23 protein-coding genes and 1 pseudogene are annotated in these 22123 nt (G+C 62.6%); 11 read left to right on the top strand and 13 right to left on the bottom strand.

From position 1 onward, the window contains the following. Window positions 1–236: 236 nt before the first annotated feature. The 3 genes from ACWPVA_RS15220 to ACWPVA_RS15210 are packed head-to-tail and all read right to left on the bottom strand — an operon-like array spanning window position 237 to window position 2997. Window positions 237–1133, bottom strand: a complete 897-nt coding sequence (locus ACWPVA_RS15220; RefSeq protein WP_454288487.1) for an SDR family oxidoreductase — start codon at window positions 1131–1133, stop codon at window positions 237–239. 4 nt (window positions 1134–1137) lie between these two features. Continuing rightward, a complete protein-coding gene (gene queG, locus ACWPVA_RS15215; RefSeq protein WP_454288486.1) occupies window positions 1138–2292 on the bottom strand; it encodes a tRNA epoxyqueuosine(34) reductase QueG in 1155 nt (384 codons plus the stop codon). A 12-nt stretch (window positions 2293–2304) separates the two neighbouring features. After that, window positions 2305–2997 (bottom strand): glutathione S-transferase family protein, encoded by a 693-nt coding sequence (locus ACWPVA_RS15210; protein ID WP_454288485.1) that lies wholly within the window; start codon window positions 2995–2997, stop codon window positions 2305–2307. Window positions 2998–3145: 148 nt separating this feature from the next. Here ACWPVA_RS15210 and ACWPVA_RS15205 point away from each other — a divergent pair, with 148 nt between their 5' ends. Continuing rightward, window positions 3146–3961 (top strand): undecaprenyl-diphosphate phosphatase, encoded by an 816-nt coding sequence (locus ACWPVA_RS15205; RefSeq protein WP_454288484.1) that lies wholly within the window; start codon window positions 3146–3148, stop codon window positions 3959–3961. A gap of 66 nt (window positions 3962–4027) precedes the next feature. Here ACWPVA_RS15205 and ACWPVA_RS15200 read toward each other — a convergent pair whose 3' ends face one another. From ACWPVA_RS15200 to ACWPVA_RS15190, 3 genes are all read right to left on the bottom strand, one after another. Continuing rightward, entirely contained in the window at window positions 4028–4186 is a 159-nt protein-coding gene (locus tag ACWPVA_RS15200) for a hypothetical protein (RefSeq protein ID WP_454288483.1), read from the bottom strand. Window positions 4187–4375: 189 nt separating this feature from the next. Further along, window positions 4376–5356, bottom strand: a complete 981-nt coding sequence (locus ACWPVA_RS15195; protein WP_454288482.1) for a complex I NDUFA9 subunit family protein — start codon at window positions 5354–5356, stop codon at window positions 4376–4378. Window positions 5357–5475: 119 nt separating this feature from the next. Beyond that, the gene (locus ACWPVA_RS15190) at window positions 5476–5763 is read right to left on the bottom strand and encodes a DUF1330 domain-containing protein (RefSeq protein ID WP_454288481.1); all 288 of its coding nucleotides are present in this window, start codon (window positions 5761–5763) and stop codon (window positions 5476–5478) included. A gap of 117 nt (window positions 5764–5880) precedes the next feature. On the opposite strand from ACWPVA_RS15190, the gene ACWPVA_RS15185 reads away from it, so the two are divergent. Beyond that, a complete protein-coding gene (locus ACWPVA_RS15185; RefSeq protein WP_454288480.1) occupies window positions 5881–6969 on the top strand; it encodes a right-handed parallel beta-helix repeat-containing protein in 1089 nt (362 codons plus the stop codon). A gap of 28 nt (window positions 6970–6997) precedes the next feature. Here the strand turns inward: ACWPVA_RS15185 and pyrF are convergent, their stop codons facing one another. From pyrF to dnaN, 4 genes are all read right to left on the bottom strand, one after another. Beyond that, a complete protein-coding gene (gene pyrF, locus ACWPVA_RS15180; RefSeq protein WP_454288479.1) occupies window positions 6998–7690 on the bottom strand; it encodes an orotidine-5'-phosphate decarboxylase in 693 nt (230 codons plus the stop codon). Next, window positions 7687–8277: a histidine phosphatase family protein gene (locus tag ACWPVA_RS15175; RefSeq protein WP_454288478.1), complete on the bottom strand. Its 591-nt coding sequence runs from the start codon at window positions 8275–8277 to the stop codon at window positions 7687–7689. Before ACWPVA_RS15175 ends, pyrF begins: the two co-directional genes overlap by 4 nt. An 18-nt stretch (window positions 8278–8295) precedes the next feature. Then, entirely contained in the window at window positions 8296–8889 is a 594-nt protein-coding gene (pmtA, locus tag ACWPVA_RS15170; protein ID WP_454288477.1) for a phospholipid N-methyltransferase PmtA, read from the bottom strand. 124 nt (window positions 8890–9013) lie between these two features. After that, window positions 9014–10132, bottom strand: a complete 1119-nt coding sequence (dnaN, locus tag ACWPVA_RS15165) for a DNA polymerase III subunit beta (protein WP_454288476.1) — start codon at window positions 10130–10132, stop codon at window positions 9014–9016. A 222-nt stretch (window positions 10133–10354) separates the two neighbouring features. On the opposite strand from dnaN, the gene rsmI reads away from it, so the two are divergent. The 9 genes and pseudogenes from rsmI to ACWPVA_RS15120 all read left to right on the top strand — a co-directional run bounded on the left by rsmI (window position 10355) and on the right by ACWPVA_RS15120 (window position 19392). Continuing rightward, on the top strand, window positions 10355–11293 hold the full coding sequence (rsmI, locus tag ACWPVA_RS15160; protein WP_454288475.1) for a 16S rRNA (cytidine(1402)-2'-O)-methyltransferase: 939 nt from the start codon (window positions 10355–10357) through the stop codon (window positions 11291–11293). Further along, complete coding sequence (locus tag ACWPVA_RS15155; protein WP_454288474.1) at window positions 11290–11658, top strand: YraN family protein; 369 nt, start codon at window positions 11290–11292, stop codon at window positions 11656–11658. Before rsmI ends, ACWPVA_RS15155 begins: the two co-directional genes overlap by 4 nt. Window positions 11659–11778: 120 nt before the next feature. Next, window positions 11779–13078, top strand: a pseudogene (locus tag ACWPVA_RS15150) (extracellular solute-binding protein). A 67-nt stretch (window positions 13079–13145) separates the two neighbouring features. Continuing rightward, entirely contained in the window at window positions 13146–14027 is an 882-nt protein-coding gene (locus ACWPVA_RS15145) for an ABC transporter permease subunit (protein WP_454288473.1), read from the top strand. Between the two features lie 10 nt (window positions 14028–14037). Further along, on the top strand, window positions 14038–14880 hold the full coding sequence (ugpE, locus tag ACWPVA_RS15140; protein WP_454288472.1) for a sn-glycerol-3-phosphate ABC transporter permease UgpE: 843 nt from the start codon (window positions 14038–14040) through the stop codon (window positions 14878–14880). A gap of 13 nt (window positions 14881–14893) precedes the next feature. Further along, entirely contained in the window at window positions 14894–16009 is a 1116-nt protein-coding gene (locus ACWPVA_RS15135) for a sn-glycerol-3-phosphate import ATP-binding protein UgpC (protein ID WP_454288471.1), read from the top strand. A 125-nt stretch (window positions 16010–16134) separates the two neighbouring features. Next, a complete protein-coding gene (locus ACWPVA_RS15130; RefSeq protein WP_454288470.1) occupies window positions 16135–16635 on the top strand; it encodes a cupin domain-containing protein in 501 nt (166 codons plus the stop codon). Window positions 16636–16724: 89 nt separating this feature from the next. After that, a complete protein-coding gene (gene gshB, locus ACWPVA_RS15125; RefSeq protein ID WP_454288469.1) occupies window positions 16725–17672 on the top strand; it encodes a glutathione synthase in 948 nt (315 codons plus the stop codon). Between the two features lie 187 nt (window positions 17673–17859). Beyond that, window positions 17860–19392, top strand: a complete 1533-nt coding sequence (locus ACWPVA_RS15120) for a YifB family Mg chelatase-like AAA ATPase (RefSeq protein ID WP_454288468.1) — start codon at window positions 17860–17862, stop codon at window positions 19390–19392. 238 nt (window positions 19393–19630) lie between these two features. Here ACWPVA_RS15120 and cysK read toward each other — a convergent pair whose 3' ends face one another. The 3 genes from cysK to dut form a co-directional block, all read right to left on the bottom strand. Further along, window positions 19631–20599, bottom strand: coding sequence for a cysteine synthase A (gene cysK / locus ACWPVA_RS15115; RefSeq protein WP_454288467.1), 969 nt, complete (start codon window positions 20597–20599; stop codon window positions 19631–19633). 134 nt (window positions 20600–20733) lie between these two features. Beyond that, the gene (locus ACWPVA_RS15110) at window positions 20734–21348 is read right to left on the bottom strand and encodes a LysE family translocator (RefSeq protein ID WP_454288466.1); all 615 of its coding nucleotides are present in this window, start codon (window positions 21346–21348) and stop codon (window positions 20734–20736) included. A 225-nt stretch (window positions 21349–21573) separates the two neighbouring features. Continuing rightward, window positions 21574–22038 (bottom strand): dUTP diphosphatase, encoded by a 465-nt coding sequence (gene dut, locus ACWPVA_RS15105; protein WP_454288465.1) that lies wholly within the window; start codon window positions 22036–22038, stop codon window positions 21574–21576. Window positions 22039–22123: the final 85 nt, after the last annotated feature.

The following is a 22123-nucleotide window of genomic DNA, read 5'->3' as shown; positions in this document are numbered from 1 at the left end:
AGAGCGTAACATATGTGATCCAGCCAGCCGATTTGGATTTCTTGCTATTTTTTTCGATGACGCAAAAGTGATTTAAATTCAGGCAAAAAATGGAATTCCATTCCGGCAGATTCCCGAAATGGGTCAATCACGAAAAAAATATCGGAAAAATAATCCGAACCGCCACATTCCATGCCTGAAATGTGGAGATTCGGGGGCAGACGGCGGTGGATCAATCGTCTGGAGGTATCGTTCTGCTATGAGAACGCCGTCGGGCCGGCTTTGTTCCAACTGTCGCTCTGCCACAGATCCCGCAGCGATTGTCGGTAGTCGCCAAAGCGGAAGGCAAAGCCGAGTTGCTTGAGGCGCACATTCGAGACTCGTTTGTTTTCGCCGTAGAAGGAGCGGGCCATGAGCGAGAGTTCCGCTGTCTCGAAAGGTTGTTCCGGCGGGGGCTCGACCCCCATCAGCCTTGCCGCTTCGGCAACCACATCCTGCGGCGGGCAGGGTTCGTTGTCGGTGACATTAAATGTGCCTGGCTCGCGCCTTTCCCCGAGGAAGGCGGTTGCGCCTGCAATATCCTCGACGCGAATGCGATTGAACACCTGATCTTTCTTGACAAGACGTCGTGCCGTGCCGTTGGCGAGGTTGACGAAGGCGTTGCGTCCCGGACCGTAAATGCCTGAGAGGCGAAGGATGGCCAGTGGAATCCCGCTTTCCGCGGCGAGTGCCTGCCACGCCAGTTCAGCCTCAACCCGTTCGACCGAACGCTGCGACACTGGCTTGAGCTCGGTATTCTCGTCGACCCAGGTGCCGCTATGGTCGCCATAAACGCCGACGGTCGAGAGGTAGCCGATCCATTCGAGCTTCGGCATCAGGGCCTTGAGTTCGGCCTCGCGGAAAAGGCGGATCAGCGGGTCGCCGTCGCGGCCCGGGGCGATCGACTGGACGAGATGGGTGACGGATGCCAGTTCCGCCCTCAGTTCCGGCGTGAGTGTGCGGCCATCGAACAGTAAGGGCGCTATACCGAATTCGCCGAGCGTCGTCGCCTTTTCAGCACTGCGCGTCGTGCCGCAGACCCGGTGTCCGCCGGACGTAAGAAACTGGCCGATGGCCTTGCCGGAATAGCCGGCACCGAAAATCATCACATGCATGCCTTTACTCCGGCCTCATCCATTCATCTCTCACATTGGTTTCTGTCTCGCCGGGCAAGTGGCGATCGCGGAGCCGTTCGTATTCCGGGCTTGGCAACAGCCGCGAGAGCGCCCAGATGGCCATGCCGCGAACCTCCGGCGCCGGATCATCGACTAGCGCCTCGCAGGGGGAGGTGAGTTCTGCCAGGCCGGAATTACCTGCGGCAATCAGGCAGTTGCGCACAAAGCGGTTGCGGCCGATGCGCTTGACCGGCGAGCCGCTGAAGAAGCTGCGGAACGTCGGGTCGTCGAGCGAAAGCAGGAAGGATAGGTCCGGCTCGAGAAGATCCTCGCGCGCCTTCAGCTTCATCTCGTGCGCTTTGGTCGCGAACTTGTTCCATGGACAGGCCGAGAGGCAGTCGTCGCAGCCATAGATGCGATTGCCGAAGGCGGCACGCAGTTCCGGATCGATGCTGCCTTTGTGCTCGATGGTGAGATAGGAAATGCAGCGCCGCGCATCGATCTTGTAAGCAGCGGGAAAGGCGTTTGTCGGGCAGACGTCGAGACAGGCACGGCACGAGCCGCAGTGATCCACCTCGGCCATGTCGAACTCCAGATCGGCGGTAGTAAACAAGCTGCCGAGAAACAGCCAGGAGCCGTAGTCGCGGCTGACGAGATTGGTGTGCTTGCCCTGCCATCCGAGCCCGGCGGCGGCGGCGAGCGGCTTCTCCATCACCGGGGCGGTATCGACAAAGACCTTGACGTCGGCTCCGGCGCGCGCGGCAAAGCGCGTGGCGATCTCCTTCAGCCGGCCTTTCATCACGTCGTGATAGTCGCGATTACGGGCATAGACCGAGATCGCGCCCTTGGCGGGCTTGGCCTGGAGATAGCGCGGATCGAGATCGGGGCCGTAGTTCAAGCCGAACATGACGATCGAGCGCACATCGCCCCACAGCACGCGCGGATCGGCGCGGCGCTCGCGGGTCTCCGGCATCCAGTCCATGGTGCCGTGATAGCCGGCCTCGATATAGGCGGAGAGCCGTGCCGGCGCATCGGGAATGGCATCCGGCGTGGTGACGCGGCAGAGCTCGAACCCCTGGCCCTCTGCCTCCTTCTTGATGAAGGCCGTCAGCGACGCGCGCTTCTTGTCGGATGCGGGTGTGGCCTGCTCCTGCGGCATGGCCCTGTCCCGTCAGAAGTCCAGGTCCGCGTAGTGCGAAACCGGGGTGAGGCCGCGCAGGCGCTCGGCCAGCAGCGGACGGAAGGAGGGGCGCGACTTCAGCCGCTGGTACCACTCCTTGGCGACGGGATAGTCCGACCAGTCGATCTCGCCGAGATAGTCGAGCACCGAAAGCGATGCGGCGGCGGCAAGATCGGCATAGCTCAAGCGGTCGCCAGCGAGCCAGGGACGCGACCCGGCGAGCCAACTCAGATATTTCATGTGCTGGCGGATATTGCCGCGCGCGGTGCGCAACACCTTCGAATCCGGCGCGCCGCCACCGAGCCCGTTCGGGATCAAGAGCTTGTGCACGCGCTCACGCACCAGCGGCCGGGTGACGTCCTGCTCCATCTTCTGCAGGAACCATTCGGTCAGCCGGCGGATCTCGGCGCGCTGGAATGGGTCTTCGGCAAGCAGTCGACGATCACGCTTCAAGACGCCGTGGGTTTCGTCGAAAAACTCGGAGATGACCACAGGGCCGCACAGCACCCTCATATTGTCGTCAACATAGACGGGCAGAGTTCCGGCCGGGTTGAGCGCCAGGAATTCCCGGCGCTTTTCCCATGTCTGCTCTTCAACGAGGTCGACTTGAAAGCCGTATTCGGAGAGCACCAGCCGGATGAACCGGGACGCGGTAGACATGGGGTGATGATACAATGTTGGCATTGTCACTCGTATTCTTCAGGTGTTTGGACACCGACATGGGCGCGCGACTTGCGGCTGGTCATGACCACGGCTTCCAAGCTATAGGAGCTTGATTGACGCAACACAAGCAAATCGCACGTCCTCCCGCCTCGCTTTTCAAGGACTTTCCATGGAAGATCAATCCATTCTCAGCGCGCTGTTTCTCGGCCTGATCGAGGGTTTGACCGAGTTCATACCTGTCTCGTCGACCGCGCATGTGCTCCTGGCCGGCCATTTCCTCGGTTTCAAATCGCCGGAAAACACCTTTGCCGTGCTGATCCAGCTCGGTGCCATCCTGGCGATCCTTAGCGTTTACTTCCGCAAGCTTTTCCTGCTGGCGGTCGGCCTGCCGACCGATCCTGGAAGCCGGCGGTTCGTTGCCGCGATTCTTCTCGCCTTCCTGCCGGCTGCGGTCATCGGCGCGCTCGCCCATGACTTCATCAAGTCCGTGCTGTTCGAAACGCCGATGGTGATCTGCATCATGCTGATCCTCGGCGGCTTCGTGCTCCTGTGGGTCGACCGGTTGAAGCTCGCCCCGAAATATACCGAGGTGACGGACTATCCCCTGCCGCTCGCCTTCAAGATCGGGCTCTGCCAGTGCGTTGCAATGATACCGGGCGTCTCGCGCTCTGGCGCAACGATCGTTGGCGCGCTGCTGCTTGGCACCGACAAGCGTTCGGCGGCCGAGTTTTCCTTTTTCCTCGCCATGCCGACCATGGTGGGCGCCTTCGCCCTGGACCTCTACAAGAACCGCGGTGCCCTGAGCTTCGACGATGGCGCGATCATCGCCATTGGTTTCGTCGCGGCCTTCCTCTCGGCATTGCTGGTGGTGCGCAGGTTGCTCGATTTCGTGTCGAAGCGCGGCTATGCGCCGTTTGCCTGGTGGCGGATCCTGGTCGGCGTTCTCGGTCTGATCGGGCTGACGCTTGGCATCGGCGGCGCTTGAGGCCGCCGCATTGGACAAATAAAAAAGGCCGCTCAAGGGCGGCCTTTTGTTGAATAAATCAAAAGCCTACTGGGTAACCGAGATCGAACTGGTGCTGCAGGGGTCCACGCCATAGGCGGGCGCACAATTTCCCTTGCGGGCGGCAACGGTGGATGGTGCCAGGAACGAACCGGCGATGATGACCAGTGCCGCACACGCAAAAAACAGTGCGATAGACTTACCCATGAAGAGGTCCCTCAAGATGATGCTGTTGTCGTCGCCCGCAACTTAGCGCGGCACGTGAACTGATCGTTGTTTACGCACTGCCCGCATGGGCATCAATAGAAGATCTTGCTGAATTCGCGGTTAACGCAAGGATTTCGTCTCTGCGTCATTTGTGCAACGCAGAGACTGTCGATCGGGTTCCGCGGCGGATCAGGCAGCCTTGCCCGAGCCAGTGAACTGGCCGTGCGGTCGGTACTGGACGAGGTAGGTCGGCAGGATCGATTCGACCGAAACCGGATTGATCCCCATGCCTTCAAGTGTGCGGCCTTCTGCCTTGGCAGAGTCGGAAACGACATTGTCGGACTTCAGCAGCTTGACCTGGTCGCTGGTGAGCGCCGGCTTGACGAAGGGGATCAGCGACGAGAGGCTGCCGATCAGCGAGGCGATGCCGAAGGGCAGGGAGATGAAGGGACGCTTGCGGCCGATCACTTCGAGCATGGCCTCGAGACATTCGCGGAAGGTCATGACGTCGCGGCCACCCAGTTCATAGACCTTGCCGGCGGCGATCGTGCCGTCGACAGAACGTGCGACAGCCTCGGCCACGTCCTCGACATACACCGGCTGGAACCTGGTCTTGCCGCCGCCAACGAGCGGCAGGACGGGCATCATTCGCGCCATCGAGGCGAACTTGTTGAAAAAACCGTCTTCCGGCCCGAATATGATCGAGGGGCGAAGGATGATGGCATCCGGTACGATCGACCGAACGGAAGCCTCGGCGTTGCCCTTGGAAGAGGCATAGTCCGATTCCGATCTGGCGTCGGCACCGATTGCCGAAATGTGGGTGAGCTTGGCGCCGACCGAACGGGTCGCCTCGGCAACGGCGCGGGCGCCGAAATCCTGGACGGCGTCGAAGCTGTTGCGGCCGCTTTCGAACAGGATGCCGACGCAATTCACGACGTGGTCTGCGCCCTGAACCGCCTTGTCGACGGAAGCGCGGTAGCGAAGATTGGCCTGGACAAAGGAAATCTGGCCGACATTGCCGAGCGGCTGTAGGAAGAAGGCGAGGTCGGGACGGCGCACGGCGACGCGGATGCGGTAGCCGCGCCTGGCGAGAGCCCGAACGACGTGCCGCCCGACAAAACCCGATCCCCCGAATACGGTGACGAGCGGCGGAAGATTGGACAAGGTCATGACGGGCTCCTTGGAATAGGCGTGCGCTGGATGCGCTGAAAGTCTCGCTGTCTTTAGCCGAATCGAAAGACGAGCGGAAGGGCCGTCGACGCGCACGGCCCTTCGAAAAAGGTCTTAAATCAGACGCCTTCGACGACGACCATTTCCGCATCGGCCACTTCCTGGCGGATCTTGGCGGCGATCTGGTATTCAGGCGAGTTGTAGCAATCGACGGCGGCCTGATGCGAGGGAAACTCGATGACCACATTGCGGGCCCGTGCCTTGCCTTCAAGCTCGGTAAACTCGCCGCCGCGCGCGAGGAATGTGGCGCCATATTTCTCGAAGGCAGGCTTTGCTGCCTCGACATAGCCCTTGTACCCTTCGGCATCGCGAATATCGACTCTTGCGATCCAGTAGCCCTTGGCCATCTTTTCGTCCCATCCCTGTTGGTTATAGTGGTTTAATTCAGCAAATTGGCGTCCCGGTCAAGCGCTACACCGTGTCGCAGCAGCGCCGGCTTCCGGCCGGTCGACAAGGAAAAAGCGATGCAGGGAACGCGAAGCCACGCGATCTTTTTCACTGTCGGCCCATGGCTTGCCCTGTCCCTGCTGGCGAGCGGCTCAGTCATGTTTCCCGCCAGTGGAGCCGAGGCAAAGGCCTGTCCCGTATCCGTCTATGAACAGTTGCGCAAACCGGCCGGTCCCGAGGCCGGGCCGGTCGAGATCTCCTGTGATGTGACGCTCGATCCGAAAGACGTGATCGCCCGCCCGCTCGCCTTTTCCGGCGCCAAGGCTTCGGGCGTCAACCTCGATTGCCGCGGCGCAACGCTTGGCACGCCCGATATGTCGATCAGCCATCGCCGTCCGACCGTGATCATCCGGTCGGTGCAAGGTAGCGACGGGATGTGGAGTGTGCCGCAGGGCATCACCGTGAAGAACTGCACGATCATCGGCAACATGCGCCTGGCCGGCCTCGGCCTGAACGGACAGTCCGAGCAGGTGCGGCTGTCGTCCCTGAACCGCGACCACACCACCCGTGCGCAGGCCGCGGCGCCGACAGTCATAGTGCTCGACAAGCTCGATTTCGTCGCCCGCGGTACGTTGCCGCTCTATCTCGGGCCGGGGGTGACCAAGGTGACGGTCAGCGGATCGCGGTTCCGCGGCGAGACGACGGCAACCGCACTCTATCTCGATGCCGAAAGCGCCGAAAACCGCATCATCGGCAATCGCTTTGCCGTCAGGACGACGCGGCGCGAGCAGATCGCCATCGACGGATCGGCCCGCAACATCATTTCCGGCAATGTCTTCGAGGGCGCGGTCAATGGCGGCATCTTCCTCTACCGCAATGCGGGCGAGGGTGGCACGATCCGCCACCAGCCGCCGCAGCACAATCGAATCGAGGGCAACAGTTTCCGCTATGACGTGATGATCCGACCCCGTCCGGCAATCTGGCTGAACCAGCGCAATGGCCGGACCACCCATCGCTTCAGCGCGCCCAACCTTCCTTTCGGCAGCAGTCTCGATCCGCGGGATCTCGCCCGGTTCAACGTGGTGCGCGACAATCGCATTTCCGGCGGCTGGAAGGGGCTGATCCGCAATACCGACCCGTCCAACGAGGTCACCGACAATGATTGAATGATCCGGCGCGCCGGGCCGCCTCCCGTCAGAGGGCGGTCGCCATTTCGGCGAGGATCGCCCGCGCGGCCGCCTTGGGGTCGTCCGCCTTCACGATCGGCCGGGCGACGACGAGGTGGCTGGAGCCGGCCTTCAGCGCGTCGGCGGGCGTCATCACCCGCTTCTGGTCACCCTTGTCGGCGCCGGCCGGGCGAATGCCGGGGGTCACCAGTGCCATCTCGGGGCCGATTACCTTGCGCACGGCGCCCGCTTCCTCGGCTGAGCAGACGATGCCGCCCATGCCGGCGATGCGGGCCTGTTCGGCGCGCTTCAGCACCAGCGTGTGCGGATCGTACTCATAGCCGGCATCGACCAGGTCCTGCTCGTCCATAGAGGTCAGCACGGTAACGCCGAGCAGGCAGAGCCCGGAGCCTTCGGCCGCCTTGACCGCGGCACGCATGGCTTTCGGATAGGCATGCAGCGTCAGCATCGACATGCCCATCTTGGCGATGTTCTCGACGCCTGAGGCGACCGTGTTGTCGATGTCGAGCAGTTTCATGTCGAGGAAGATCTTCTTGCCGCCCTGGGCAAGCTCGCGGGCGAATTCCAGGCCGCCGGCAAAGGCGAGCTGATAGCCGATCTTGTAGAACAGGATATCGTCACCGAGCGTTTCGACGATGGTTTCCGCTTCCCGGACGGTCGGCACATCCAGGCCGACGATGAGACGTTCGCGTGGCGTCATGGGTCGATCCCCTTCCAGTCTTCGATCGGCGTCCAGTCGCACGCGATGCGCCGATCCGCAAGAGCGAAGGCGTAAAGATTGCCGCCACCGGGCAACTGGTCTTCGGCGCGGCTGATCGGGATGCCGAGCAGGTGGCATCGAAACAGGGTGCCGACGCCGCCATGGCCGACAAAGGCGATCGGGGCTGCCGGATCGTGGTTCTCAAGTACTTCCTCGACGGCGGAGACGATGCGGGCCTGGGCGTCCGCCGCCCGCTCCCAGCCGCGATAGCTTTCCTGTGGGTGGGCGAAAAACCAGTCGGCGGCATGCTCGAATGCATAGGGCTCAAGGAAGCCGGTCGCCGATCGATCGTTTTCGTGCATCGCCTCGACCGGCTCGAACGAGATGCCGGCGGCCCTGGCGAGGATGTCTGCGGTCTCAATCGCCTTCACCTCGGCGCTGGAGACGATGCGGGCGAGGCGTTTCGCCCAAGGACGCGTCGCAGCCTCCGTGGCGCGGTCGCGACCGAGGTCCGAAAGTCCCCATTGTGGAACAGGGATGCCGGGGTCGAGCCTGACCTGCGGATGGGTGATGTAGAGACCAAACATCCGGTGCGCCGCCTGCCGTCAGCCGCGGCGGTAGATCCACAGCTGCGCCGGCGGAATATTGCGCACGATGAAATCGAAGTGCTGGATCTGGTAGCGGTCCGGATGCGCCAGGATCGGCGATACCGGTCCATAGGTGATCTGGACCACCGGCCGGCCGGGGGGCAGGCGGTCGAGCAGGTCTTCCAGAAGCTTGACGCGAGCCGGCATGGGGAAGCTGAGAAGCGGCACGGCCGAAATCACCGAATCGAAGGTCTTGTCGGCGAAGGAGCCGAGTACATTGGGCAGGTCGAAGGCATCGCCGTGGATGAAATTGACGCCTGGAAAATCCTGAGTCAGGTGATCGTAGAAATCCTCGGAATACTCAATCGAGACGAGGTTTTCCGGTTTGACGCCGCGTGCCAAGATCGCCTTGGTGATGACCCCGGTACCGGGGCCGAGCTCGAGAACGGGCAGGCCGGACTGCGGATTGATGACGCTGGCCATCTTGCGTGCGGTGACCGAGGAGGTCGGAACGATGGCGCCCACACTCTTCGGACCCTGCATCATCCCTTTAAAGAAGCGAATTTCTTCGTCGAACTTCTTCTCGAACCGTTCCTTCAACCGACGCACCATGGCCTAATCCCCACTCAAGACCTTAAAGCGCGTCCATGCGCGCCACCAGCATGTTGCGCGGGTTTGTCGCAAAAACAAGGCAAAATGGCGCGAATGGGGGAATATCCCCTGAATGCGTCGTGAATTACACCCGCATCGGCATCAGGACATAGAGCGCATCGTCGCCGGCCGTGTCGCGGATCAATGTCGGCGAGCCGGCATCTGCCAGGAGAAAGATCGCATCGTCGCCAGACAGTTGCGCGGTAATGTCGAGGAGGTACTTCGCGTTGAAGCCGATTTCCATGGGGTCGTTTTCATAGCCGACCGCAACCTCTTCCGTCGCGCTGCCGGAATCCGGATTGTTGACGGTCAGCGTCAGGTGGCCGTCGTTAAGCGCCAGCTTCACGGCACGACCGCGCTCGGACGAAATGGTCGACACGCGGTCCACGGCCTGGGCGAAGCTCTGGCAATCGACGCGCATTTCCTTGTCGTTCGCCTGCGGAATGACGCGTTGGTAATCGGGGAAGGTGCCGTCGATGAGCTTCGAGGTCATGACGATCTCGCCGATGGTCAGGCGGATCTTGGCGTCCGAGACTTCCACGGTGACGATCAGGTCGGGACTGTCGACGAGCTTCTGCAATTCACCGACGGTCTTGCGCGGGATGATGATGCCCGGCATGCCCTCCGAGCCGGAGGGCGCCTCCACATCGGCGCGGGCCAGGCGATGGCCATCCGTTGCCACCGCACGCAGCTTCAGCGCGCCTTCGCTCTCGATCGTGTGCAGGTAGATACCGTTCAGGTAGTAGCGGGTCTCTTCGGTCGAGATCGCGAACTGGGTGCGATCGATCAGCATTTTGAGATCCGAGGCCTTCAGCTTGAAGGAATGGGTGAAATTGCCGGCCGTCAGGTCCGGGAAGTCGGCTTCCGACAGGCACTGCAGCGAGAACTTCGAACGGCCTGAGGCGACCGTCATCGCCGCGCCGTCGGGCGTGGTTGCCAGCAGGACTTCGGCACCGTCCGGTAGCTTGCGAACGATGTCGTAGAGCAGGTAGGCGGGAACGGTGGTGGCGCCGGCCTGCTCGACCATGGCAGGCGTCGCCTCGGTGATCTCGAGGTCGAGGTCTGTCGCTTTCATCGCCAGGCTTGCACCCTCGGCGCGCAGCAGCACGTTCGACAGGATCGGGATCGTGTTGCGCCGCTCGACCACGCGATGCACGTGATTGAGCGATTTGAGAAGGTTGGACCGTTCAAGAGTAATACGCATGGACGCTACCGCTTTCGACCTGTCGCGGTCCGGACACCGGAACCGCACTGCTCTTCCGGCCAGAGAAGAGGGCCGGACAATGTGGACGGGCAAAATGGCAGGAATTGAACGTGAAAAGCAAGAGGGAGTGCGACGGGTCCGCACCATTTTGAATCCATGGCCAAAGTCGGCGGGTTGAGGTCCGGCCCTTGCCCAATCGGAGGGGCTGGACGATAAGGAGGGATGAATGCGGAGAGACGGGACGTGAGCGTGGCGGAAGACGGAAAAGAGGCGACATCGCCACAGAAGACCTATCGCGTGAACGACGTGGTGGTAGCCGCCCGGCCCCTGGAACCTGCGCTCTATCTGGTCGCCACCCCGATCGGCAATCTCGGCGACATCACGCTTCGCGCACTCGAGACCCTGGCCGGCGCCGATGTGCTGGCCTGCGAGGATACACGCGTTACCCGGGTGCTGCTCGATCGCTACGGCATCCGGAACCGGCCCTATTCCTATCATGAATACAACGCGAACGAGGCCGGGCCCAAGCTGATCGCGGCACTTCAGGCCGGCAAGTCCGTCGCGCTCGTTTCTGATGCGGGCACCCCGCTCGTCTCCGATCCCGGCTATCGCCTGGGGCAGTTGGCGATCGAGGCGAGCCTTCGCGTCGTGCCGATCCCGGGGGCTTCGGCGCCGCTTGCGGCGCTGGTAGGCTCGGGACTGCCGAACGACGCTTTTCTGTTCGCCGGCTTCCTGCCGGTGAAAGACAAGGCGCGTCACGACCGGCTGGCGGAACTGCGCGATGTTCCGGCCACTCTGATCTTCTTTGAAAGCCCGCACAGGATCGGCGACACACTTGTCGCCGCTGCGCAGGAACTCGGGGCCGAACGCTTGGGCTCCGTCTGCCGGGAACTCACCAAGACCTTCGAGGAGTTCCGCCGCGGTACGCTTCAGGAACTCGCTGACCACTATGCCGACAAGGCGGTCAAGGGCGAGGTCGTTCTTGTCATCGGGCCACCGCTCGCAAAGGCCGCGCCGGAGGCCGGGGAGATAGACCGTCTGCTCGTCCGCCTGGCTGAGGACTTGCCGACGGCCAAGGCCGCGACAGAGGCAGCAAAACTTACCGGCCTGCCGCGCAAGGAGCTTTACCAGCGTCTGCTTGAGCTGAAGAGCGACGGATGAGCCGGCCTTCACCCCCCCAACAGCGAAAGCAGGCGGAACGTCGGGGACGTTGGTCGGAATGGGGTGCGGCGCTGTTCCTGATGGCGAAGGGCTATCGTATTCTCGCCATGCGCTATCGGGTCAGGTCCGGCGAGGTGGACATCATCGCGCGGTGCGGCGACGTCATCGCCTTCGTCGAGGTCAAGTCCCGCCGTGATATGATGGCTGCGGTCGATGCGGTGACCCTGGCGAGCCAGAACCGGATCCGCTCGGCGGGTGATCACTGGCTTTCCCGCCAACCGGATGCCGCGCGGCTTTCGCTGCGCTACGACATCGTCGCTGTGATGCCGTGGAAATGGCCGCACCACTTCAAAGACGCGTTCTAGTTTCGTTTTGGTTTCGGATTGGTGAATGCTGTAATCGAAATGACATAAAACGTTTATTTTCGCGTCACAGATCGCGGCTAATGCAGTCCTCACCCCAATATTGGCGGAGAGGATTTTTCCATGTTCAAACAGATTTCCATGGCCGCTCTGGCCCTGTCCATGACCGGATCGACGACGCTGGCCGCGACCAACATCACCTGGTGGCACGGCATGGGCGGCCGCAACGGTGAAGTCATCAACGAGGTTGCCCAGAAGTTCAACGCCGCCCAGGCCGAATGCGCGCTGACGCCGGTGTCCAAGGGCACCTATGAAGAAGCCCTGTCGGCTGGCATCGCCGCCTTCCGCTCGGGCGAACAGCCGAACATCCTGCAGGTCTTCGACGCCGGCGCCGCCACCATCATCAACGCCAAGGGTGCCTCGGTCGCTGCCGAAGACCTGATCAAGGACGCCGGCTTCGAATTCAACCGCGACGACTTCATCGAGGGCGTTCGCTATTTCTACGCCGATAGCGAAGGCAAGTTCGTCGGCATGCCGTTCAACTCGTCGGCGCCTATCATGTACGTCAACACTGACGCCCTGAAGAAGGCCGGTGTCGAGGCGCCGAAGACCTGGGAAGAGTTCGAGGCGATCGCGCCGAAACTCAAGGAAGCCGGCTATACCCCGCTCGTCCAGTCGCAGCTCACCTGGCAGTTCACCGAGAACTTCTTCTCGCGCCACAATCTGCAGTTCGCTTCAAACAACAACGGCTATGACAGCGTCGTCGACACGACGATCAACGTCACTGACCCGAACCACGTCATGATGTACGAAAAGCTCAAGGCCTGGTACGATGAGGGTCTGTTCGGCTATTACGGCGCCGGCTGGAGCGACAACCAGAAGCCCTTCGAAGAAGGCAAGGTCGCGCTCTGGATTGGTTCGTCCGGCTCGTTCGGCGGGCTGCAGAAGACCGCGACCATGCCCTTCGAAGCGACATTCCTGCCCTTCTGGAAGGCCGTTCATCCGGAAGGCGTTCACACCTTCATCGGTGGTGCCGCCCTGTTCGCCATGGCCGGCAAGCCGGACGCCGAGAACAAGTGCACCGCGTCCTTCTTCCACTTCCTGACCTCGCCCGAGCTTCCAGAAGTTCTACCACCAGGCCACCGGCTACGTCGCCATCACCAAGGCAGCCTATGAACTGGCCAAGTCGGAAGGCTTCTACAACGAGAAGCCGGCCGCCGAAGTCGGCATCCAGCAGCTCTCCCTGCCGGGCGGCGAGTGGGACAAGGGCTATCGCATGGGCTTCTATCCGCAGATCCGCTCGGTGATGGAACGCGAATACAACCGTATCTTCTCGGGCGAGACCACGCCGAAGGACGCCATGGAAACCATCAAGAAGGAAGCCGACGAACTGCTCGCCCGCTTCGCCAAGACGGCCGGCTGATCTCCTTCGTCCCTGATCAGAACTCCCGGGGGTGCCGCGCCCCCGGGTTTTTCCTTGAAAGCACCCCATGAAGCGCGTCCAGTTCAACTCGCGATATATTCCCTATCTGCTGCTCCTGCCGCAGTTCGCGATCATCTCGATCTTCTTCTACTGGCCATCCGCCCAGGCGATCCACTCGTCCTTCTTCATCGAGGATCCCTTCGGCTTCGGCTCGGCCTTCGTCGGCCTCGACAACTACACCGATGCGCTGACCGCGCCGGAATACCAGAAGATCGCGCGCTTCACGGTGGCCTACAGCCTGATCGTTACCTTCCTGACGCTGTCGCTCGGCCTGTTGCTGGCATTGAAGGCGGACGCCGTCATTCGCGGCCAATCCACCTACAAGACGTTGCTGATCGTCGTCTATGCCATCGCCCCGCCCGTCGCCGGCCTGATCGGCATGATGTTCTTCGACCAGCATATCGGCCCATTCGTGAAGTTCGTCGCGCTGTTCGGCTGGGACATGAAGGTCGGCATCAATTACTTCGACACCGCCTTCGCCATGGTCTCCGTCGCAGTCTGGAACCAGATTCCCTATAACTTCATCTTCTTCCTGTCTGGCCTGCAGGGCATTCCGGCCTCGATACGCGAAGCTGCTGCAATCGACTGCAAGTCGGGCACCCGCCGCTTCTGGACGGTCATCCTGCCGCTGCTGGCCCCCACGGCTTTCTTCCTGCTGGTCATCAACATGACCTATTCGCTGTTCGACACCTTCGGCGTGATCGACGTGATCGTGAAGGACAAGCCGGCCAACAATCCGATCACGCTGGTCTACAAGGTCTATCTCGACGGCTTCCGCGGCAACGACCTCGGCTCGTCCTCGGCCCAGTCGGTCATCCTGATGGTGATCGTGCTGGCGCTGACGCTGATCCAGTTCCGCTTCATCGAACGCCGCGTTCACTACGGCTGAGGATGGATTGATGTATCGCACCAAGTTCTTCGACCACCTCATACTGATCGCCGGCGTCATCCTGATGCTTGGGCCGCTGGTGGTCGCCTTCACCACCTCGACCCACACCGCGGCCGATATCCACTCGTACGGCCTGATGCTGTCGATCGGCGGACACCTGGAAGAGACCTACGAAAAGGTGCTCTTCCGTAAGGGCGGATTTACCGGCGAAGTCACGGGCATGACCATGGCGATGAACTCGCTCATCCTCGGCCTCGGCTTTGCCGTCGGCAAGATCGTGCTGTCGATGTTGGCCGCCTATGCCATCGTCTATTTCCGCTTCCGCTTCGCCACCTTGGCCTTCTGGCTGATCTTCACCACGTTGCTCCTGCCGCTCGAGGTGCGCATCATGCCGTCCTACAAGGTGATGAGCGACCTCGGTCTGCTGAACAGCCATGTCGGCCTGATCCTGCCGCTGCTCGCCTCGGCGACCGGTACCTTCTTCTTCCGTCAGTTCTTCAAGTCGGTGCCGGACGAACTGCTGGAGGCGGCCCGGATCGACGGCGCAGGCCCCGTCAAGTTCTTCATCGATGTGCTCGTGCCGCTGTCGCGCACGATGATAGCGGCGGTCTTCATCATCATGTTCGTTTATGGCTGGAACCAGTATCTCTGGCCCATGCTGATGACGACGGACGAGAGCTTCTACACGCTGATGCGCGGCATCAAGCAGATCCTGCAGGTCTGGGTCGGCTCGCAGATCCCCGATTACAACGAGGCTTTCGCCATGGCGGTGCTCGCCATGCTGCCGCCCGTCGTCGTCGTGGTGATCTTCCAGAGCTGGTTCATCAAGGGCCTGACCGAAAGCGACAAGTAAGAAAGGTAAACCCATGGCGTCCATCCTGATCGACCAGGTCTCGAAGATCTATGACGGCGGCGTGCACGCGGTCAAAGGCATCGACATCGCCATCGAGGACGGTGAATTCATCGTGCTCGTCGGACCGTCCGGCTGCGGAAAGTCGACGTTGCTGCGCATGGTGGCGGGGCTGGAAACCATCTCCAAAGGCGCGGTCAGTATCGGCGGACGTGTCGTCAATAATGTCGAGCCGGCCGAGCGCGACATCGCCATGGTGTTCCAGAATTATGCGCTCTTTCCGCATATGAGCGTCTACGACAACCTCGCCTACGGTCTCAGGAATCGCAAGACACCGAAGGCGGAGATCGAGGCGCGTGTCACCGAAGCCGCCCGCATGCTGGAGATCGAGCCCTATCTCAAGCGCAAGCCCAGGGCGCTGTCCGGCGGCCAGCGCCAGCGCGTTGCCATGGGCCGCGCCATCGTGCGCAAGCCGGCGGTCTTCCTGTTCGACGAGCCGCTCTCCAATCTCGACGCCAAGCTGCGCGTCACCATGCGTGGCGAGATCCGCAAACTGCAGCGCCGGCTCGCCACCACGGCGATCTATGTGACCCACGACCAGCTCGAAGCGATGACGCTGGCCGATCGTCTGGTCGTGTTGAATGGCGGGGTGATCGAGCAGATAGGCACGCCGCTCGAGGTCTATCACCGGCCCGCCTCGACCTTCGTCGCGAGCTTCATCGGTGCGCCGGCGATGAATTTGCTTAACGGCGCGATCCAGGGCGACCGGCTGGTGATCGGGGACGTGTCGATGGCCTTCGGCGGTCAGCCAGGCACGACTGGTGCGGTAACTGTCGGTGTCCGTGCCGAGGACCTGACGCTGGCTGGCGATGGCGACCAGCGCCTGCCGTTCAAGGTCGACTATGTCGAGGAACTGGGGGCTCACCGGCTGGTGCACGGGCATCTTTCGTCTCAGGCGTTGACGGCAGTGATCCCGCTGGACGCCGAGATCACGGAAGAACTGCAACTGACCGTGACGCCCGAGCGGATTTATTTCTTCACCAAGGATACCGGCCGGCGCATTGACAGGCCGGCATTCCCGGCAGCCGGCGGCATGCCACAATCACAGGCACGCGAAGCCAGCTTCGCCTGAGGCAGGCCTCCGTCACGAACGGCTTGCCGGAAAGGCCGATCGTTACAATTTGAACGATCGGCCAAAGCGAAACGTAATGCCTCACTGCTATCTTTCCGTGCAGATGATCTAATCTGGGAACGGACATGGCCCTGAAACTAATGCTCGTCGGCATGGCCGGCACGCTGCTTGCTGTACCAAGAACCTCTCGCAACGAGGAAATGCCGCCGGTGGTTGCAGCCCATAGCGGCCATCTGGCGCTGAAACCGGCGCCCATCAATCCCCAATGGATCCTGCGTGGCACGCCGCTGGCGCGGGTTGGCGACCATTCAACCAGCAGTGATGAGGCAAGCTCGACGGCGGTCTGGGATTGCACGGCGGGCGAGTTCCGCTGGTATTTCGGATGGGATGAGACCGTGGTCATCCAGGAGGGCGAGGTCCACGTGACGGCGGAGGACGGCTCGGAGCGGCTGCTGAAGGTTGGCGACATCGCCTATTTCCGCGGCGGCACCTGGGCGACCTGGCGCGTCGACGACTATGTCCGCAAGATCGCCTTTGTCCGCAAGCCCTTCCCTGAGCCGCTCGCCACGCTCTACCGCATTCGCAATGCTCTGCGTTCGCCCACCGCCAAGCAGGTTCTCGGCTGAGCGGAGGTTCAGGAGAATTGATGGTGCGCGACGTTGCCTTTCTAAAGGAGGCGGCCTAAATCTCGGGTGCTTTCAACGAGGGGCCGGCCATGGCGAAGATCAAGAATATTGCGGTCCAGATGGACCATGTCTCAGGCATTGCGATTGCCGGGGACTCAACCTTTGCGATGAGCATCGAAGCCCAGGCCCGCGGCTACAGTCTGTTCCACTATACGCCCGATCGCCTCTCCATGCGCGACGGGTGCATCATAGCGACCGTCGAGCCGATGGAACTGCGCGACGAGAAGGGCAACCACTTCACCCTGGGCGAGCCTGAACGGGTCGATCTGTCGACCATGGATGTGGTGCTGCTGCGCCAGGATCCGCCCTTCGACATGGCCTATATCACCTCGACGCATCTTCTGGAGCGCATCCATCCAAAGACGCTGGTGGTCAACGACCCGGCCTGGGTCCGCAATTCGCCGGAGAAGATCTTCGTCACCGAATTTGCCGACCTGATGCCGCCGACCCTGATTACCCGGGACGTGACCGAGATTGCCCGGTTCCGCGAGGAGATGGGCGACATCATCCTGAAGCCGCTCTACGGCAATGGCGGCGCCGGCGTGTTCCACTCGACGCGCGACGACCGCAACTTCACCTCTCTCATCGAGATGTTCCACCAGATGTTCCGCGAGCCCTTCATCGCCCAGGCCTATTTGCCTGCGGTGCGAAAGGGTGACAAGCGCATCATCCTGGTCGACGGGGAGGCGGTCGGTGCGATCAACCGTGTCCCGGCCGAGACCGACAGTCGTTCCAACATGCATGTCGGCGGACGCGCCGAGGCCACCGAACTGACGGCGCGGGAAAAGGAAATCTGCGCCCGCATCGGCCCGGCGCTGAAGGAGCGCGGCTTCCTGCTGGTCGGCATCGACGTCATCGGCGACTACATGACCGAAATCAACGTGACGTCGCCGACCGGCATCCGCGAAGTCAAGAAGTTCGGCGGTGCTGACATTGCCGCTTTGTTGTGGGACGCGATCGAGAAGAAACGGGCCTGAGGCGCTCTGATTGCCGTCTGATCCCTCTTCGTTCCCCATGTACAACCAGCTGCAACCGGGCATCGCGTACTGCGCGAATTTGTTCCGTTAATGTTCTTGTTATCGAGGTTGTTCTGTGCCAGATTGCAACCCGTGGCCCGCGCAAGATGTAGTTGCGTGGCGCGGACTGGCTTTTTGGGGGCGGGCAATGGTAGCGCGTGTCAGTACAGTCGCATTCCAGGGGATTGAAGGCGTTCCGGTCGATGTCCAGGTGATGGTCGCGCCAGGCAAGATCAACATGCACATCGTCGGGCTGCCCGACAAGGCGGTGGCAGAGAGCCGCGAACGGGTGCAGGCGGCCCTGCACGCTTCGGGTCTGGCGCTGCCACCCAAGAAGGTGACGGTCAATCTGGCGCCCGCCGACCTGCCCAAGGAGGGTTCGCATTTCGATCTGCCGATCGCGCTCGGACTGATGGCGGCGCTTGGTGCGATCCCCGGCGATGCGCTTTCGGACTATGTGGTGATCGGCGAACTCAATCTCGACGGGACGATCGCCAATGTCGCAGGCGCTCTGCCGGCTGCGATCGGCGCGAACGCGCTCGGCAAGGGGCTGATCTGCCCGGCCGACTGCGGGGCGGAGGCTGCCTGGGCCGGCGCCGATATCGATATCCTGGCACCGCGTAGCCTGATCGCGCTCGCCAACCACTTTCGCGGCACCCAGGTATTGACAAGGCCCGAGCCGGCGGTTCGCGCGCTGCCGTCCAACCTGCCGGATCTTGCCGACATCAAGGGCCAGGAAAGCGCCAAGCGGGCGCTGGAGGTCGCGGCCGCTGGCGGGCACAATCTGCTGATGGTCGGGCCGCCGGGTTCCGGAAAGTCGATGCTGGCTGCGCGTCTCCCGTCGATCCTGCCGCCGCTTTCGGCCGCCGAACTGCTGGAGGTTTCGATGATCCATTCGGTCGCCGGCCAGCTCTCGGGCGGGAAGCTGTCCGATCGCCGGCCGTTCCGCACGCCGCACCATTCGGCGACCATGGCTGCCCTTGTTGGCGGCGGTCTGCGTGCCCGGCCGGGCGAGGCATCGCTTGCCCATCGCGGCGTGCTGTTCCTCGATGAACTGCCGGAATTTGCGCCCCCGGCGCTTGACGCGCTCCGCCAGCCATTGGAGACCGGAGAATGTATCATCGCGCGCGCCAATCACCGGGTGTCCTATCCCGCCGAGTTCCAGCTGGTGGCGGCGATGAATCCGTGCCGCTGCGGCATGGCCGGCGAGCCGGGGCATACCTGCGCGCGCGGGCCCCGCTGCGTTTCCGATTATCAGGGGCGGATCTCCGGGCCGTTGATGGACCGCATCGACATCCGCATCGACGTACCGGCGGTCTCGGCCGCCGATCTCATCCGGCCGATGGCGGCGGAGAAAAGCGCCGATGTGGCGCGCCGGGTAGCGATCGCCCGCGACATGCAGCGTGAGCGGTTCGAGGCGGCGGGAATCGGCGGCGTGACGACCAATGCTCGCTGCTCGACAGCGCTGATTGAGAAGCTCGCCGAGCCCGACACTGCCGGCCTGCAGTTGCTGCGCGACGCGGCTGACAAGTTCAAGTTTTCCGCCCGCGGCTATCACCGGGTGCTGAAGGTGGCGCGCACGCTCGCCGACCTGGATGGGGCAGCCCTGCTCGGACGCATTCATCTGGCCGAAGCGATTTCCTACCGCATCGCCTCGGAGCGGCTGTCGGCGGCGGCGTAGCGAAGTGGTGTCGCGCCCAGGAAGCGTAAGGTCGCGCCGCCAAGTTGGGAAGGTGGCCGGCTGGACGGTGGAGCGTGAGGGGAAAGGCAATGCAAAAAGTGGCGAGCGTCGCATGCGCTTGATGCGACCGGCTGCGCAAGAGGCTTGCCGTTTTGCGGTCCGGGCCATGTATCGGGCCGGAAAGTCGATGGGGCGCCGTCGGCGCCCCCTTGCGGATGAATGCAGCGTGCAGCGCGGCCTATTCGCCGAGCCCGGCGAACAGCGCGGTCGACAGGTAGCGCTCGGCGAAGGACGGGATGATCACGACGATCGTCTTGCCGGCATTTTCCTCGCGGCTGCCGACCTTGATCGCGGCCGTGAGCGCAGCGCCTGACGAGATGCCGACCGGCACCCCCTCGAGGCGGGCGACGAGGCGGGCGGTCTCGAAGGCCTCGTCATTGGTGACGGTGACGACTTCGTCGTAGATATGGGTGTCGAGGATCTTTGGCGCGAAGCCGGCGCCGATGCCCTGGATCTTGTGCGGACCGGGATTGCCGCCAGAGAGAACCGGGCTGTCGGCCGGCTCGACGGCGATGACCTTGACCTCGGGCTTCTTCGCCTTCAACACCTGGCCGACACCGGTGATTGTGCCGCCGGTGCCGATGCCCGAAACGAAGATGTCGACGCCGCCGTCAGTGTCGTTCCAGATCTCCTCGGCCGTCGTCTTGCGATGGATTTCCGGGTTGGCGGGGTTTTCGAATTGCTGCGGAATGATGGCGTCGGGAAGGGTGGCTGCCAGTTCCTCGGCTTTGGCGATCGCGCCCTTCATGCCCTTCGGACCTTCGGTCAGCACGAGTTCGGCGCCGAGCAGGGCCAGCATCTTGCGGCGCTCGATCGACATGGTTTCGGGCATGGTGAGGATCAGCTTGTAGCCCTTGGCGGCGGCGGCAAAGGCAAGCGCAATGCCGGTATTGCCCGAGGTCGGCTCGATCAGGGTGGTCTTGCCGGGGGTGATCTTGCCTTGGGCTTCCAGGCTCTCGATCATCGCGACGCCGATGCGGTCCTTGACGGAGGCGATCGGGTTGAAGAATTCGAGCTTGGCGAGAAGATTGGCCTTCACGCCCTTTTCCTTCGCCAGTTTGTCGAGGCGCACGATCGGGGTGTCACCGATCGTTTCGGTGATCGAGGCATAGACGCGGCCGCGGCCCGGTTTCTTCGTGTCGGACATGGTGGATCTCCCTTTTGATCTGATTTGACGGCACAATAAGGCGAAAGCCGGCTGCTCGCCAGAACCCTTCGCCTAGGCGCGCACGTTTGATTGGAAAAATAGCGCCCCCGGCGCCAGTGGTTGCGAAATTTTGTTCAGGCGCGCACGGCGATATAGGCGGCGGTGCCCGCCAGAATGCTGGCCGCGGAGCGGTTCAGTGCCTTGAGGGAGTTGGGCTTTTTCAGCAGGGTCCGGGCCTGCGAGGCGAGCAGGATATAGGGAATGAGCACCGCGATCAGCACGACGAAGGTGATGCCGACAAGGGCGGCATAGTCCTTCGGACCTATGGCCTCGAGCGGTATCAGGGTGGGCACGAGCGCGACGTAGAACAGCATCGTCTTCGGATTGCCGAGCGTGACGAGCAGGCCGGAGAGGAAGGAGAGGCCGACATGGGTCGAGCGCTTGGCCTCGATGTCTTGCGCGATCAGCCCGGTCGTCCAGAGCTTCCAGGCGATGTAGACGAGATAGAGCGCACCGAGACCCTTGATGACCAGGAAGGGCGTGGTGAAGGTCTGGGCCACCAGGGCAAGGCCGAGAATGACGGCGGTCAAGTAGCAAAGATCGCCGAGGATCAGGCCCAGCCCCATGAAGAAGGTCGGGCGGAAACCGGAGCCGAGCGCTCGCGCCACGATCGCCGTCATGCCGGGACCGGGAATGGCAGCAGCAACGAAAAGCGCGCCGCTATAGGCGAGAAGACTGGTCGGCGTCATGGGGGCCTCCGTGAATGATGCATTGCTAGCGCCGCGCGGTCGAACTTGCAACGCGATCGATCCCTGTGGCCTGCCGGTCATGGCCAGGATGCGCCCGCTGCCGGCCCCTGGACCGTCGGGGGATCGAGGAAAGGCGCGGGGCCAGCCTTAGAAATCGGCATCCGTGCCGCGCGCAGCGGCCCATAAGGACCGGTAAAAGGGCCGGTGTGACGGCAGCATGCGCGCTTACACTCCCGTCGAGCCGAAACCGCCGGCGCCGCGCGTCGTTTCTGAAGCCTCATCGGCTTCCGTCACGCGTGCCTGCACCACAGGCGCGATGACCATCTGGGCGATCCGCATGCCGCGGCTGATCTCGAACGGCTCGTGCCCGAGATTGACCAGCAGCACCTTCACTTCGCCGCGATAGTCGCTGTCGATTGTGCCCGGCGTGTTGAGGCAGGTCACACCGTTCTTGAAGGCGAGGCCGGAGCGGGGGCGGATCTGGGCCTCGAAGCCTTCCGGGATCTCGAAGATGAAGCCGGTCGGCACCAGGGTTCGATCGCCCGGTGAAAGCACGAGCGGTTCGCCCTCAGTGACGGCGGCTCGGAGATCCATGCCGGCGGCGCCCGCCGTCTCATAGGCCGGCAGCGGCATATCGTGTCCGTGCGGCAGGCGAACGAGGTTGAGCAAGGGGCCGAGAACATCGCGCATGGGGGACCTTCCTTCGTGCAGGGGCGTTCCGCTTCCCAATTGCATATTCGACCTCAACTCGCTAGATAACCGGCCAACAAAAGGA

This window comes from Rhizobium arsenicireducens (genome assembly GCF_964021225.1).
This window is presented reverse-complemented; position numbering and strand designations above follow the sequence as displayed.